At 55.8% G+C, this 16072-nt stretch carries 13 protein-coding genes; 9 read left to right on the top strand and 4 right to left on the bottom strand.

All coding sequences use genetic code 11. The features are described from left to right. Positions 1-48 precede the first annotated feature (48 nt). The 3 genes from DY252_RS19970 to DY252_RS19980 all read right to left on the bottom strand — a co-directional run bounded on the left by DY252_RS19970 (position 49) and on the right by DY252_RS19980 (position 3160). Positions 49-1644: a peptide chain release factor 3 gene (locus DY252_RS19970; protein ID WP_064788729.1), complete on the bottom strand. Its 1596-nt coding sequence runs from the start codon at positions 1642-1644 to the stop codon at positions 49-51. 103 nt (positions 1645-1747) lie between these two features. Continuing rightward, positions 1748-2785: a permease gene (locus DY252_RS19975; RefSeq protein ID WP_129542776.1), complete on the bottom strand. Its 1038-nt coding sequence runs from the start codon at positions 2783-2785 to the stop codon at positions 1748-1750. Between the two features lie 51 nt (positions 2786-2836). Next, positions 2837-3160, bottom strand: a complete 324-nt coding sequence (locus tag DY252_RS19980) for an ArsR/SmtB family transcription factor (RefSeq protein ID WP_064788727.1) — start codon at positions 3158-3160, stop codon at positions 2837-2839. Between the two features lie 161 nt (positions 3161-3321). Here DY252_RS19980 and DY252_RS19985 point away from each other — a divergent pair, with 161 nt between their 5' ends. The 5 genes from DY252_RS19985 (at position 3322) to DY252_RS20005 (ending at position 8079) form a co-directional block, all read left to right on the top strand. After that, positions 3322-3666 carry an ArsR/SmtB family transcription factor gene (locus tag DY252_RS19985; protein WP_064788726.1) on the top strand — a complete coding sequence of 115 codons (345 nt, stop codon included), beginning with the start codon at positions 3322-3324 and terminating at the stop codon, positions 3664-3666. Beyond that, positions 3667-4698, top strand: coding sequence for an ACR3 family arsenite efflux transporter (gene arsB, locus DY252_RS19990; RefSeq protein WP_064788725.1), 1032 nt, complete (start codon positions 3667-3669; stop codon positions 4696-4698). A gap of 12 nt (positions 4699-4710) precedes the next feature. Then, on the top strand, positions 4711-5736 hold the full coding sequence (locus DY252_RS19995; RefSeq protein WP_064788724.1) for an ArsJ-associated glyceraldehyde-3-phosphate dehydrogenase: 1026 nt from the start codon (positions 4711-4713) through the stop codon (positions 5734-5736). 5 nt (positions 5737-5741) lie between these two features. Further along, a complete protein-coding gene (gene arsJ / locus DY252_RS20000) occupies positions 5742-6968 on the top strand; it encodes an organoarsenical effux MFS transporter ArsJ (protein ID WP_064788723.1) in 1227 nt (408 codons plus the stop codon). Between the two features lie 340 nt (positions 6969-7308). Then, positions 7309-8079, top strand: coding sequence for a PhoH family protein (locus DY252_RS20005; protein WP_008889771.1), 771 nt, complete (start codon positions 7309-7311; stop codon positions 8077-8079). A gap of 97 nt (positions 8080-8176) precedes the next feature. Here the strand turns inward: DY252_RS20005 and DY252_RS20010 are convergent, their stop codons facing one another. Beyond that, on the bottom strand, positions 8177-9196 hold the full coding sequence (locus DY252_RS20010; protein ID WP_064788722.1) for a cation diffusion facilitator family transporter: 1020 nt from the start codon (positions 9194-9196) through the stop codon (positions 8177-8179). A 224-nt stretch (positions 9197-9420) separates the two neighbouring features. On the opposite strand from DY252_RS20010, the gene DY252_RS20015 reads away from it, so the two are divergent. From DY252_RS20015 to DY252_RS20030, 4 genes are all read left to right on the top strand, one after another. Continuing rightward, positions 9421-11403: a heme lyase CcmF/NrfE family subunit gene (locus tag DY252_RS20015; RefSeq protein WP_064788721.1), complete on the top strand. Its 1983-nt coding sequence runs from the start codon at positions 9421-9423 to the stop codon at positions 11401-11403. Positions 11404-11426: 23 nt separating this feature from the next. After that, positions 11427-12689, top strand: a complete 1263-nt coding sequence (ccmI, locus tag DY252_RS20020) for a c-type cytochrome biogenesis protein CcmI (protein WP_064788720.1) — start codon at positions 11427-11429, stop codon at positions 12687-12689. Positions 12690-13011: 322 nt separating this feature from the next. Continuing rightward, positions 13012-13458: a response regulator gene (locus DY252_RS20025; protein ID WP_008889767.1), complete on the top strand. Its 447-nt coding sequence runs from the start codon at positions 13012-13014 to the stop codon at positions 13456-13458. A gap of 21 nt (positions 13459-13479) precedes the next feature. After that, positions 13480-16062 carry an ABC transporter permease gene (locus DY252_RS20030; protein WP_064788719.1) on the top strand — a complete coding sequence of 861 codons (2583 nt, stop codon included), beginning with the start codon at positions 13480-13482 and terminating at the stop codon, positions 16060-16062. Positions 16063-16072 lie beyond the last annotated feature (10 nt).

Here is a 16072-nt window from a genome sequence, read left to right on the forward strand (position 1 = left end):
GCCGCCCTCGGAAGAAGGCGGCTTTTTGCGTTTGGCTGCGTGCAGTAATTACGCCGCAATCAGGTTCTGTTCGCGGGTGGCTTCGAATTTGAGGTTCGGCCAGTCGCGTTGCGTGGTTTCAAGGTGCCAGGCGTTGCGCGCAATAAAGACCAGTGTTTCGTCATGGTCTTCAAACAGCGCCGACTGGTTGGCATCCCGGAATTTCTTGATTTCAAGTGGATCATCTCCCACCACCCAGCGTGCGGCATAGGCCGGGGTCTGTTCGAAATGCACCTTGATGCCGTATTCGGCCGAGATGCGTTCTTTCAGGACCTCGAACTGAAGCTGTCCGACCACGCCAACGATCCAGTCCGCCCCCATCATCGGTTTGAAGACCTGCGATGCGCCTTCTTCGGCGAGCTGTTCAAGCGCGCGCTGAAGGTGCTTGCCCTTGAGCGGATCATCAAGTCGGACTTTCTGCAGCAATTCCGGTGCAAAGGCCGGAACCCCACGGAAGCGAAGGTCTTCGCCCTCGGTCAGTGTATCGCCAATGCGCAAGGTGCCGTGGTTCGGAATACCGATGATGTCGCCCGGCCAGGCTTCTTCGGCAATGTCACGTTCATTGGCAAAGAACAGCATCGGGTTATGCACCGCCATCAGTTTGCCGGCGCGCACATGCTTGAGCTTCATGCCGCGTTTGAAATGGCCCGAGCACAGACGAATGAACGCAATGCGGTCCCGGTGGTTCGGGTCAATGTTGGCTTGAACCTTGAACACGAAGCCGGCGACCTTTGGCTCGACCGCTTCGACCAGACGCGTTGCCGCTTCTTGCGGGCGCGGGGTCGGTGCGATTTCGCCAATGCCGCGCAACAATTCACGCACGCCAAAGTTATTGACCGCCGACCCAAAGAAGACCGGGGTCAGATGGCCTTCGCGGTAGCTTTGCAAATCAAATGGCGGACAGATTTCGCGCACCATTTCTACTTCTTCACGCAGCTTTTCCAGAAGGTAATCGGGGATCAATTCATCAAGCTTTGGATCATCAAGCCCCTTGATCGGGATGGCTTCCTTGACGACATTGCCGCCTTTTTCCATGAACAGAAGCTGATCATTGACCAGATCGTAACAGCCATGGAAATCACGGCCCGAGCCAATCGGCCAGGTCACCGGCGACACATCAAGGGCAAGATCCTGTTCGATCTGATCAATCAGTTCGAACGAATCCCGTGCTTCACGGTCAAGCTTGTTAACGAACGTCGTGATCGGCACGTCACGCAGACGGCAGACCTCAAACAACTTGCGTGTCTGGGCCTCGATGCCCTTCGCACCGTCAATCACCATCACAGCCGAGTCAACGGCGGTCAGAACGCGATAGGTATCCTCGGAAAAGTCTTCGTGGCCCGGCGTATCAAGCAGGTTGAAGATATTTTCTTCGAACTCGAACGTCATGACGGCAGAGGACACGGAGATACCGCGATCCTGTTCGATCTTCATGAAGTCCGAACGGGCACCCTTTTGTTCCTTTTTCGCCTTCACTGCACCAGCCATCTGGATGGCACCCCCGAAAAGAAGCAGTTTTTCGGTCAGGGTGGTTTTACCCGCATCCGGGTGAGCAATGATAGCGAAGGTACGGCGACGCGATACCTGCTTGTCAATCATCGACATGGTTATCAACTTTAATCCGATATGAATTTCTTGGCGCGCAATGTAGCGACTTTTAACGTCATTGCCACCGTGAAATCATCATATCGGACATGAAGCGGGCGGTTTACCCCAACCAGGCTTGCGAAATAACGCCAATTACGAACGAACCGACCAGCGCATAAACCAGATACAGGGCAAAGACCGGCTTTTTGACCAGCGCAAAAACGGCAATCGCCGCCGGGATGGACGATACCCCGCCAGCCACCAGAAACGCCATTGCCGCCCCCGATTGCATACCCTGCGCAATCAGGCCTTCCATGATCGGAAGGGCGGCATAGCCATTCAAATAGGCCGGAACCCCGACAAGGGTGGCAATGGCAATCGGGCCAATCCCGTCCCCACCAAGCAGACCACTGACATTTTCAGCCGGGACATAGGCGACCATGATGCTTTCAAGCAGGAAGGCAAAGGCGATCCACTTGCCCAAAAAGATCATGTTGGCAATCGCAGACGATCTGAACTTTTTGATCCGTTCATCATCGTGCCAGAACTTCCAGACAACCGCCTTGTGCGAACGGACCTTGGCCCCGCCGCAGCCACCATTGCCAACGCCGTCACGCAACGGATCGGCAAGGAAGCCCCGCGACCCCAGCCATAGGGTGACAAAGCCGCCCATCAGACCAAGACCAATCGCCGAGATCATTTTAATCACCGCAAATTCGGTCCCAAGCGTGCCCGCGGTCAGAACAAACATCGCCGGGTCAATCACGGGTGAGGCCAACCAGAACGCCATGACCGGCGCCAACGGAACCCCCATAGCAAGCAGAGCTGCGATCAGCGGGATCACCCCGCAGGAGCAAAATGGCGACAGTGCCCCGAAGGCCGCAGCGGTAAACACCATTCGCACAGGCCGCCCGGCAAAGGCGCGCGAAATCAGGTTATCGGCCCCGGTTGCCGTCGCATAGGCGGCAATACCGATTGAGAGCACCAGAAAAGGTGCCGTGCTTACAAAGGACTCAGCCGTGAACTGCAAACTTGGGACAAATTGCGGCGCGTCAAAGATAAAGATCGCGGCAAGGATGATGCAGGCTGCCAGCAAAACCCGGTCTGTTTGTCGGGCAGTAGTGCCGATGCGGCGCAATTGAAATGTCAGGGCACTCATATCCATATCCCTAGAAAATTAGTTATATTGATCCAAAAAAAGAGACCCGCCCTAGCAGGCCTTTTCCGTTTCACCGGCGACATCAAGATCGACACCGCTGCAGCATTCATCGGTGATGAACCCGACAAGATCGCGCATGACTTCGAAATCCGCCCGGTTACGGGTTTCGCGCCCCAATTTTTCCTGTTTGACCAGACCAGCCTGAACCAAGGTGCCGAGATGATGGGAAAGGGTCGATGCCGGAAGGCCAAGCACCCGCCCGATATCGCCAATATTAAGCCCTTCGTCCCCGGCCTTGACCAGCAGACGATAGATTTTCAGACGGGCTTCGTGGCCCAGTGCGGCAAAGGCCGGTGCAATGATTTTTTCGCTCATGACGCCATTATAACTATATTTCTAGTTATTTAAATACATTTTCTGAAACTCCCGCATCTGACTGATTCAAATATCCTTTTTGACATCACACTTGGGTTTGACCAGCACTGCAATACAAATGTCACTTGCCGGCGTGACTATATGTCGATATTTCCCGACATATGGAAACAAAACACGCAATCAGCGCCCTTGGCGCCCTGGCACAGGAACACAGACTGGCAGCATTCCGGTTGCTGGTTCGGGCCGGGAATGACGGTATTGCCGCAGGCGAACTGGCCCGGCAGATATCCATTCCGCACAACACCATGTCATCTCATCTGACCACACTTAGTCAGGCAGGGCTGATTACCAGCACCCGCGAAGGCCGGTCGATCATTTACCGGATCGTTCCCGATGCCATGCGTGATCTTCTCGGGTTTCTTGCCGATGACTGCTGTCAGGGGCACCCCGAACTGTGCGGGCTGCCAAGCCGTTCTGCCACCGTCGATAAAAAAGGATGCAGCTAGATGGGTATTTTCGAACGTTTTCTGACCATCTGGGTTGCTGTCAGCATCGTGGTCGGCATCGTCTTGGGCGAGATGTTCCCCAGCGTGTTTCAGGCGATTGGCAATCTGACCGCCTATGAGATCAATCTACCGGTGACGGTTCTGATCTGGCTGATGATTGTGCCAATGTTGATGAAGGTCGATTTTGGTGCCCTGCATGAAGTCGGACGGCAATGGCGCGGGATTGGTGTCACGCTTGGTGTGAATTGGCTGATCAAACCGTTTACCATGGTAGCGCTTGGCTGGCTCTTTATTGGCTTTCTGTTCCGCCCGCTCCTGCCCGAGGCACAGATTGAAAGCTACATCGCCGGTTTGATCCTTTTGGGGGCAGCCCCCTGCACGGCGATGGTGTTTGTCTGGTCACACCTGACCAAGGGGGATGCGAACTTTACGCTGACCCAGGTGGCACTTAATGACACGATCATGATCTTTGCCTTTGCGCCGATTGTTGCCTTGTTGCTCGGTATTTCGGCAATCACCATCCCGTGGGAAACGCTGACCATTTCGGTTGTGGCGTTTATCGTTATTCCGGTGATTGCCGGGCAGATTATCCGAAACCGCGTCATGAAAGGCGGGATCGCGGCGTTCAATAACTTTGATGCCAAGCTCAAACCCGTATCGATGATTGCGTTGCTTAGCACGCTGGTTCTGCTGTTTGCCTTTCAGGGGCAGCAGATCATTGCCCAGCCGATGATCATTGCCCTTCTGGCCGTACCGATCATTTTGCAGACCTATTTCATCGCCGCCATCGCCTATCTCGCCAACAAGGTGCTGGGTGTGGAACACAAAATCGCCGCCCCGTCTTCGATGATCGGGGCCTCGAACTTCTTTGAACTGGCTGTGGCAACCGCCATCGGGTTGTTTGGCTTTTCATCGGGTGCGGCCCTTGCCACCGTGGTTGGTGTGCTGGTCGAAGTGCCGGTGATGCTGTCACTTGTCGCCATTGCCAACCGCACCCGTGGCTGGTTCACCCCATCGAAAATTGCAAACTAAGGGAGCCCTGATATGAGCCGCAAAATCCGCATTGGCATCAATGGTTTTGGCCGCATGGGCCGTCTGGTTCTGCGCGCAGGATGGGGGCACCCGGACCTTGAATTTGTCCATATCAACGAGATCAAGGGCGGGGCTGTTACCGCGGCCCATTTGCTGGAATTTGATTCGGTCCATGGCCGCTGGGGCAATGGTGTTGCCTGCATCGATGATTATGTGGTCATCGATCAGACGCACAAGATCAGTTTTAGCGAAAATGCCACCCCCGGCGAGACCGATTGGGTCGGCATGGGGTGCGACATTGTTCTGGAATGCACCGGCAAGTTCAAAACGCCCGAGACGTTGCAGCCCTATTTTGATCAGGGGGTTAAAAAGGTCATCGTTGCCGCCCCGGTCAAGGAAGGCGCACTTAACATCGTTTACGGCGTGAATGATGATCTTTATGACCCAACCCAGCATCACCTTTTGACCGCGGCGAGTTGCACGACCAACTGTCTGGCGCCAGTGGTCAAGGTCATGCACGAGAAGCTTGGCATCGTGCATGGATCGATCACCACCATTCATGATGTCACCAACACCCAGACGATTGTCGATCTGCCGCACAAGGATTTGCGCCGCGCACGGTCGTGCCTGCAATCGCTTATCCCGACCAGCACCGGCTCGGCGACCGCGATCACAATGATTTACCCGGAACTCAAGGGCAAGCTGAACGGTATTGCCGTGCGTGTCCCGTTGCTGAATGCGTCGCTGACCGATTGTGTGTTTGAAGTCGCAGAAGACACCGATACTGAGACCGTCAATCGCCTGATGCGTGAGGCATCTGAAACCTATCTTGCCGGTATTCTTGGCTATGAAGAACGCCCGCTGGTCAGTGCCGATTACCTTAATGACAGCCGGTCTTCGATTATCGATGCCGGATCGACCATGGTGATCGACAAGCGGCAGGTCAAAATCCTGGCCTGGTATGACAATGAATGGGGATATGTCTGCCGGATGGCGGATTTGGCGGCCAAAGTCGCGCAACACCTTTTGGGAAAATAGCAAAGATGTCGGCCGCAATCCGCAACTATGCGCTGGTCACTGGGGCCTATTGGGGCTTTACCCTAACCGACGGGGCGCTTCGTATGCTGGTGCTGTTGCACTTTCACGGCATTGGCTATTCGGCGTTTGAAATCGCGCTGTTGTTCATCCTGTACGAAGTGGCAGGCATCGTCACCAATCTGGTCGGTGGGTGGCTAGCGCAGGCGCGCGGATTGCGCTTTACCCTGTTTGCAGGGTTGGCATTGCAAATTGCATCGCTGACCGCCCTTTCATTTACCAATCCTGATTGGCTTCCGGCCATTTCGGTCGCCTATGTCATGGGGCTTCAGGCGGCATCGGGGGTGGCCAAGGATCTGACCAAGATGTCGAGCAAATCGGCGATCAAGGTTCTGGTCCCCGCCCATGCCGAGGGGGCGCTTTTCCGTTGGGTTGCGCTTTTGACCGGATCGAAGAACGCGCTTAAGGGTGTGGGCTTTTTCATGGGTGGAGCGTTGCTGTCCTGGCTTGGCTTTTCCGGTTCGCTTTTGGCGATGGCCGCGGGTCTTGCCCTGACCCTTGTGGCGGTTGCCATATCGCTCGGCTCTGCGATGGCCGGCCCGGCCGGCGCGATGAAGCCGAAATTTCGTGATGTCTTTTCGCGTGATCGCAAGATCAATGTTCTGTCCGCCGCACGTCTGTTTTTGTTTGGTTCGCGCGATATCTGGTTTGTCGTGGGTCTGCCGGTGTTTCTGGCATCCGAGCTTGGCTGGGGCCATATCGAAGTCGGCAGTTACATGGCGCTTTGGGTGATCGGATATGGCTTTATTCAGGCCATTGCGCCGAAGATGCTGCGTGCGAAAACCCGCGAGCCGGATGGCCGCACTGCGCAAATCTGGATTGCCGCCCTTATTGCCGTGTCTGCTGCTATTGCCATTGCCATCACACAGGACTTCGCCCCGGAACTTGCCGTTCTGGGTGGGTTGCTGGTGTTTGGGATTGTCTTTGCGATCAACTCATCCCTGCATTCCTACCTGATCCTTGCCTATGCCGAGGGCGACAAGGTCGCGATGAATGTCGGGTTCTATTATATGTCGAACGCCATCGGACGTTTGACCGGAACGGTACTTTCGGGGGTGGCGTATCTTTATGGCGGATTGGTCGGATGCCTTGTGACATCAATCGCGTTTTTAACGCTCGCCTGGGTGATCAGTGCCGCCCTGCCATCGCGTTCAGCGACACCAACGCATGGTTGATTGGAAAAAACTTCCTTCGCAGATGCGGGATAAATACCTGAAAAGACTCATAAACCGATTTCATGAAACTTTAATCGCGCAAAAAGCCGTGACAAGACACTGCATATAGGGGTACGATTCCAATTAACGGTCAATAACTGGACCGCAGGAGGAGTTCCCGAGTGCCGCGAAAAAGCGTCTTAAACCGAGAATTTTCGCCCCCCGGATCGCACATGCAACATGCTGTGACCGGCGGAAACTCCTACCGCCACTTCCATCGCGAGATGAAAATTGAATGCGCGCCTTTCCATAACGGAATGGCGCGTTTTGCTTTTTTGGCCACTTTGTTGAGGTGATTGTCATGGGTAAGCGCGCAGCACGTCGTCGTAACCGTCCGCAGCAGTCTAATAACAATGTTCATGAACTGTTTGATGAAAACAATGCTGATTGGCACCCGCTTGGCGGGTCGGATCAGACCGGAACAGAACAGAAAGGACAACGCGATCAAAGCTACCGCCGCAACATCCGCCCGAAAAGTGAAAACCAGGCAGCCCTGATGGATGCCATCGACAATTACAATCTGGTCATGGCCCTTGGCCCGGCCGGCACCGGCAAAACCTATATCGCTGTATCCAAGGCGGTCGAAGCCCTTGATAACGGCGACATCGCCCGCATCGTTCTGGCCCGCCCTGCGGTTGAAGCCGGGGAAAATATCGGTTTCCTGCCAGGTGACGTCGAGGCCAAAATGGCACCGTATCTGCGCCCGCTTTATGATGCGCTCAATGATCGCCTGGGGGCGAAGCGCCTTAAGACTTATATCTCGGACGGCACGATCGAGATTGCACCGATCGGTTATATGCGGGGTCGCACACTCAACAACGCCTTTGTGGTGATCGACGAGGCGCAGAACTGCACATACGGACAGCTTAAGATGCTGGTCACTCGCCTTGGCTGGAACTCCACCATGATCCTGACCGGCGACCCGGACCAGACCGACCTTCTGCCGGAAATGTCGGGTCTTTCGGAAATGTCCGAACGTCTTGAAAATGTCGAGGATGTCGCCTGTGTCCAGCTGCGTGACAAGGACATCGTCCGTCACCCGCTGGTCGCAAGCATGTTGACCGTTCTTTAGGTTTCAACACAGCAAACTGCAAAAACACTGCATATAACAAAGGCGGGCCCGAGAGGGTCCGCCATTTTTTGTGGTCATCTGTGAAACCGTCTGGCGCCTAGCGCCCCATGGCCGCGACTTCGCCGACACTGTTGTTGACCGGGATGTCGTGCTGCCCGGCACGTTTGGCGCGGCCGGTGTGCCAGAATTCCGGATCCTCGGTATAGCCGCTGAATTCATCAAGGTGGATGTCTTCGGGCGGTTCCGGATGGATGGTGATATCGAGATCGGGATATTCTGCACGGATGCTGTCCATCACCTGATGACAGATGGTGTGCGATTCGCGCATCAGCATGCCGCCATCCATGATCAATTCGATCTCGGCAAAGCGATGCACGCCCGATGAACGGGTCCGCAGACGGTGGATGCCGATGACATCGGGGTTTTTCATGGTCAGTTCGATGATGCGCTGGCTATCAGATTCGGGCAGTTCCGCATCCATCAGAACCTTGACCGAGGTCCGGCCAACCTTGACTGCGGAATAGAGCAGGAAGATCGCAACAAGCCCGCCAATCGCCGGATCGGCCCAGGCAAGGCCCGACATCCCGCCAAACAGGGCAATCATCACCGCCAGATTGGACAGAATATCGCTGCTGTAATGAAGCGAGTCCGCCTCGACCGCGGCCGAGCCTGAAATCCGCACCGCCTTGCGCTGAAGCAAAACCAGACCAATGGTCATGATCAGCGAAACACCCATGATCCAAAGGCCTTCGACGGCAAATGAAATTGGCATGGGTTCGGTGATGCGCGATGCCGCCTCGGCCAGAACCAGGATCGCAGCCCCAATCATGAAGGCGGATTGGAACAGACCGGCAAGCGGTTCTGCCTTCCCATGGCCAAATCGGTGATCGTAATCCGCCGGACGCCAGGCCGACCGCACAGCCATGAAGTTGATCACAGAGGTACCAACATCAAGCATGCTATCAATCATGGAAGATAGAAGGCTGACGGAATCGGTCAGGAACCAGCCGACAGCCTTGATCAGGATCAGTGTCGCAGCAATGACAATGGAGGCCGTCGTTGCACGACGCGCCCAAGTCTCTTTCTGTGCGATGTCAATGACGGGACATTGACTCATCAGTTGTCAACCTCTGGCCTACCAATACGCTTACTGACCACCGTTTTATAGCCTGTTTGCGTACAATATGTAATGTCTATTGCCATATTTTCGCCCGTCCTAGGGCAGCAAATAGCGCATATTTGATATTCCGCAAGGTTTCCAAGCCTTTTTAAAGGGATTATATGTCGCATCCGGGCACATAATTGATACTGTAAAGCCTGCTAGGGACGAGAAACGATAATATGATTGTAGAGATCGGACATTACGCGCTGATACTGTCATTGGTGATGGCAGTGGCCCAATCCACCGTACCGTTTCTGGCGGCATCGCGGCGTGACGCCGCACTTCTGGCCGTCGCACCACGGTTGGCTTTGGCATGCTTTGCACTGGTCGCGGCAAGTTTCCTTGCGCTAACCTATGCCTATGTCAGTTCCGACTTCTCGGTCCTTAACGTTCTGGCTAACAGCCATACCTCCAAACCGAAGATCTACAAGATCACAGGCGTTTGGGCCAATCACGAAGGATCGATGCTGCTTTGGGTGCTGATCCTGACCCTGTTTGGTGGCGCGGTGGCGGCATTTGGCCGCAATCTTCCGCCGACGCTACTGGCCCGTGTGCTGGGTGTGATGGGGCTGATTGGGGCTGGCTTTATCCTGTTTATTGTTCTGACGTCGAACCCGTTTGAGCGCGTCTTGAACCCGCCGCTTGACGGCGAAGGCATGAACCCGCTGTTGCAGGACCCGGGCATCGCCATTCATCCGCCGTTCCTCTATCTCGGCTATGTCGGATTTTCGGTGGCCTTTGCCTTTGCGGTCGCAGCCCTGATTGAAGGCCGGGTTGATCCGGCTTGGGCGCGTTGGGTGCGCCCCTGGACGCTGGCAGCCTGGGTATTTCTGACCGCCGGCATCGGGCTTGGTTCCTGGTGGGCCTATTACGAGCTTGGCTGGGGCGGCTGGTGGTTCTGGGACCCGGTCGAAAACGCATCCTTCATGCCGTGGCTTGCGGGGACTGCGCTTTTGCATTCGGCCATCGTGGTGGAAAAGCGCGACGCGCTTAAAAGCTGGACCATCTTTTTGGCGATCCTGGCGTTTTCCTTCTCGCTTCTGGGGACCTTCCTTGTGCGGTCGGGTGCGCTGACATCGGTGCATGCCTTTGCCACCGATCCGACGCGCGGGGTGTTTATCCTGTTCCTGCTGTTCATTGCCGTTGGCGGGTCGTTAACACTTTATGCCTGGCGGGCACCGACATTGAAGGGTGGCGGGCTGTTCCAGCCGATCTCGCGCGAAGGGGCGCTTATTTTTAACAATGTCCTTTTGTCGATTGCCGCCGCCATGGTTTTGCTCGGCACACTTTATCCGCTGTTGCTTGAAACCCTGACTGGCGAGAAAATCTCGGTCGGCGCACCGTTCTTTAACGCGACCTTCGTTCCGATCATCACCCCGGTAATTGTCGCGATGGCCTTTGGCCCATTGATGCCGTGGAAACGTGCCGACCTTCTTGGCGTGTTTAACAAGCTCAAGATCGCCCTTGCGGCTGCCTCCGTTGTGGTGCTGGTGACACTTTGGCTGTCGGGTGGCCCGGCCTTTGCCCTGTTCGGGATGGGGCTTGCAGCCTGGCTGTTTGTCGGATCGATCCTTGAGTGGTCGGGCCGGATCAAGCTGTTCCGCGAGCCAGTTGGCACCAGCCTGCGCCGCATGCGCAATCTGCCGCGCTCGGCCCACGGCACGATGCTGGCCCATGCCGGTGTGGCAATCGTGGTGGCCGGTATCACCGGATCGCAGGCCTGGACCGAAGAAGCCGTTCAGTCACTTGCCGTTGGCGAAAGCACCGAACTTGCCGGGCATACCTTTATCCTGTCTGGCATTCGTGAATATCAGGGGCCGAACTATGCCGCCCGCGAAGCGGAAATCACCATCACCACACCGGGCGAACGCACCGTTGTCCTGACACCGGAAAAGCGCGTCTACACGGTCGAAGGCATGCCAACCACCGAAGCCGGCATTCAGTCAAGCTTCACCGGTGACATCTATGCCGTGATCGGTGATCAGGATGAAAGCGGCAAATGGATCACGCGGTTTTACGTCAAACCCCTGATCCCATGGATGTGGTTTGGTGGGCTTGTCATGGTGTTTGGCGGTTTGATGTCGCTTTCGGATCGTCGTTATCGCATCGGGGCACCGGCCCGTTCCCACAAAACTGCCGCCAAAGCAGTGCCCGCAGAATAAGCCAAGGACAGGATACCTAAATAATGACCATCTGGATTGTTCTTGGCGCGATTACCCTGCTGCTTGCGGGGTTCATTCTGTGGCCGATTTTTGGCGGCAACCGTAAAGCTGGATCGGATGAGGCAAGTGATGCGTCGTCAGCATCGGCGCTTGAAGATGGCAGCCCGGAAAACGAGCTTTCGCGCGATCTGGCGGTTTATCGTGATCAGCTTTCCGAGATTGACCGTGATATTGAGCGCGGCGTTCTAAGCGCAGAACAAGCCGATGCCGCGCGCACCGAAGTTCAGCGTCGTATTCTGGCGGCCGATCAGCGCATCAAAAAGCAACAGCCCACTGACACTATCGAGCAGACATCGGCAAACAAGCCCGTCCGGGCCATTGCCGCCGGTTTTATCGTGCTGTTCATTGCAGGCGGGTTCGGGCTTTATCTTGATCTTGGCAATCCGACCATGCCAGACCGTCCGATCACCAGCCGCACCGATGAAATCAATGCCGTGCGCATGGCCCAGACGGCGGATGAAGACCGCCAGTCGGTGCTCAATCGTGCCGTTAGCGATCTGTCGCAAAGGCTTTTGGAAAATCCAGATGATCTGCGGGCCTGGGAATTGCTGGGTGCCAGCCTGATGGCGCTTGGTCGCCCGGAAGAAGCACAAACCGCGTTTCTTGAAACCGTCAAACGGTCTGGACGCGACGGTGATTATCTGGCCATGTATGCCGAAAGCCTGATCCGCAGCAACAACGGCCAAATCAATACAACAGCCCGTGGCGTGCTGCGCGAAGCCGAAAAAACTGACAGTACCGATCCGCGCATCCAGTTTTATCTTGGCCTTGCCGATGCACAGGAAGGCAATGTCGGTGCTGCGGTCGATCGCTGGATCGCGCTTGCCAATGGGGCACCGGGCGATGCCCCGTGGTTGCCGATGGTGGTTGGCCGGATCAACGAAGCCGCCCTTGCCCAAGGGATCGACATTGAAGGACGCCTGAACATTGCCGAAAACACGTCCACCGGCCCAAGTCAGGAAGATATCGCCGCCGCGCAGGAAATGACACCTGAAGAGCAGCAGCAAATGATCATGTCGATGGTCAATGGATTGGCCGAACGGCTGGAGGCTGAGCCGAACAATCCCGACGGGTGGGCCCGCCTGATGCAGGCCTATATGGTGCTGGGCCGGGAAGACGATGCCAAGGCGGCGTTCGAGAAGGCCAGCACGGTGTTTGCCGACCAGCCGGAACTAATTGCCCGATTCGACTCGCTGGCACAAGAAATCGGCATCTCGGCGAACTGAGCAGGCATTTATCGGTAATATTGCCGATAAAAATTGTTTTGCAGAAACTCTTTTCCCTGCACTTTTGAACCATTATATCCCATACAGTCGGATAATATCTGCAACTTTACTGAAGTCTTATTGAATTGAACTTCGTGCTGAGGTATGAAATTAAGACTTAAGGATAGATAAGAAATACATCATATATGTGATTCCAAAGAATACCTTTCGATGGTGGGGGCCATCTTTTTCTTTCGGATCAATATATTGACAGGCTCACAAAACAAAAGATCAGGGATGACCATGCGCACCAAAAGCTCATCCCTAAGGATAGCGGATCAGCATGCCGGATCAAAAGAACGGTTCAATAAACAACCTGTTGTTGATTGAAGATAATCCTGGTGATGCGCGCCTGGTGCGCGAAGCACTTCGGGAATTCAAACAACCGGTTGAATTGCATCACGTAAAGGATGCGATGACCGCACTGCAGTTTTTGCAGCAAGATGGTCCGTATCGCAATTCACCGCGCCCACGCCTGATTCTTCTGGACCTCAACATGCCGCGCAAGGATGGCCGCGAAATGTTGCGCGATATCCGCAATGATCCCAATTGCGCATCCATTCCGGTAATCGTCCTGACAACGTCCGGTGCCGAGCATGATGTCGATCTGTGCTATGCCGCCGGGGCAAACTGTTATTTGCGGAAACCGGTTGATGTGACAGAATTCATCGAACTGATGAAAATGATCGAATCCTTCTGGCTGGGACTGGCGTTGACCCCCACGCCGTAACCCCCTGCCAGAGAGACTGCCGTGCGCCGCCCGACATCTCTGCTTTTGACATCCCGGCCCATCCCGACCTGCCTTAGGATTGCGCTGCGTGAATTGCGCAAACCCGGTATTGGCATTGTCACCCTGTTCGCCACCCTTGTCTTTGCCGCGACCATTCTGGTGCTGACCGTCAGTCTGACGCAGTCGGTTCGCGATGGGTTGCGCCAGTCAGCACAACAGACCATCGGCGGGGATATCTCGCTGCGTCTGTTTCACCGGGCAACGACGATAGATGAAATTGCCTTTCTTGAAACGCTTGGCACCCTCAGCCTGACAATCGAACAAAGGGTGATGGTCCAGCCATCCGACAATCAACAGGTCGTGCTTTCCGAACTGAAGGCGGTTGATGCCGCCTATCCGCTTTTTGGACATCTGAAACTGTCGCCAGACATTCCCCTTTCGGAAGCCCTTGGCACCCGCGATGGCACACCCGGCATTGTCGTTGGTCCCGAACTGGTTGAAGACGTTGGGTACAGGGTCGGCGATACCCTTTATCTTGGGGGTCAGCCTTACCAGATCCGCGCACGTATCGCCGCCGAGCCAGAACGCAAATTCAGGCTGTTCTCGCTTGGTCCCCGCGTGATCGTTGGGCTCGACGCGTATCGCAACAGCCCACTTTTGGCACCGGGAAAGCAGGTTTACTGGTATCTGCGGATCAAACTGCCACCGAATAACGCGCGATCGCCGGATCAGATTATTGCCGCCATCGAGGACCGATTTCCAGATAGCGGATGGCGGATTGTCAGTGCGGCGGACGGCGTCCCCGGGCTTGAACGCATCGGGGATTTCGCGTCCGCCTTCGTCAGCCTGATGGGAATTGCGATCTTTGCCATCGCGACAAGTGCCATCCGAAATGCCCTGACAGCCGACCTTGCCACGCGACGTCCGCGCTTTGCGACCCTGCGCAGCCTGGGCGCCCGACCACAGGAAGTTGCCACCAGCATTATCTGGCAAATGGGACTTATCACTGCCTTCGCCATCCTGATTGCGGTTGTTTTGACTGTAATCGCGGGCGAGGTGCTTGGTCCGTTGTTCGCCGAAATGCTTGGCTTTGACGTACGGCCAACTTTCGAGAATGGCACGTTGATTGCGGGCTTTGTTTTCGGCTTTGTTGCCCTTGTTTCTATCAACCCGATCCGCGATGCCAGCGATGCTTCCCCGGCCTTCCTGTTTCGCCATCAGGATCACCGTGAAACGCAGGACACCATAAAACGCCGTTCGACCAAGCTCATAATCACAAAGGCCCTCATTGCGGCCTGCTTGCTTGGCATTGCCGGCGCCCTGATTGACCTTGGCTGGTTTTCGCTTGTCTTGTTGGCGGTTCTTGTCGGATGCCAGATTCTTTTTGTCGGTCTCGGACGGATAATCCGGGCAATGGCAGGAAGGTTATCAACAGGACATCGCCTTTCCCTCACCCTTCGTCTGGCATTGCGCAATATCGCCCGGCCTTCTGCGCCAACCGTAACCATCACCGCGTCCTTTGGTCTGGCGATGACTTGTCTGACCGCGGTTATGCTGTTTGGCAGCTTGGCGGGGCAGCATTTGAAATCCGTCTTGCCGTCCCAGACCCCGGATGTGGTGTTTTTCGATATCCCGCCCAAAGAACAAGACGCCTTTCAGGCAGAAATCCAACGCACTGATGGTGTTCAGAGCGTCACCCAGATGCCGTTTCTGCACGGTCGGGTCACGCATCTGAACGGCGTGCCATTGACGCAGGCCCAAGTACCACGGCGCTATCACTGGTTCCTGCGCGGCGACCGGGGCATGTCATGGACGGATCGTCCGACAGCATACATGACCGAAAGCACGCTTACAGATGGCCACTGGTGGCCGCCAGAGAGCGTCAATGAAGGACTGGCGTCCCTTGACGCCAGTGTCGCACAGGCAATCGGTGCGGCGGTCGGAGACAGCCTGACGGTCAATATCATGGGAAAGCCCCATAACGTCCGCATTGCCAATCTGCGACAGATTGACTGGACCCGACTTGACCTTGATTTCCCGATTGTGCTGTCGCCAATGTCGTCGGCCTTTGACCATGGGGTGATAAGTGCTGTGCAGCTCAATGACACGATGGATGCAAGGACGTCGATGGACCCGATCCTTGAGACCCATCGCGATATCCCGGTGATTTTCGTCAACGACGTTCTGGCAAAACTGACCGGCTTGTTTGACGGTGTGGTCGCAGGGCTGCTCACGATCACGCCACTGGCGACCCTTGGCGCGGTTCTGGTGATTATTTGCGGACTGATCGCGCTGCGCCAGCGTCAGACAGAAACAATTGCCATGCTGCGCGCCCTTGGTATTCGGCCCAGTCAAATCACCCGAACCGGGGCGCTTGAAACCGGACTGATGGTTGCGATCAGTGGACTGGTTGGACTGATGGCCGGCAGCGGGATTGCAATTATCGCCGCACAAGCCATCGGCACCATTGATCTCGCACAGGTCGCGACAATCGCCGGACCGATGATCGCAACGGCATTTGGCGCGATCGTGGTGCTGGGGTTTGGGGGTGGCTGGATTTTGCAGGCAGCAAGTTTACGCGCGCAGGCGGGCTGGCGCGGTTAGGCCGAAACCC

Source organism: Thalassospira indica, assembly GCF_003403095.1.
Taxonomy (GTDB): domain Bacteria; phylum Pseudomonadota; class Alphaproteobacteria; order Rhodospirillales; family Thalassospiraceae; genus Thalassospira; species Thalassospira indica.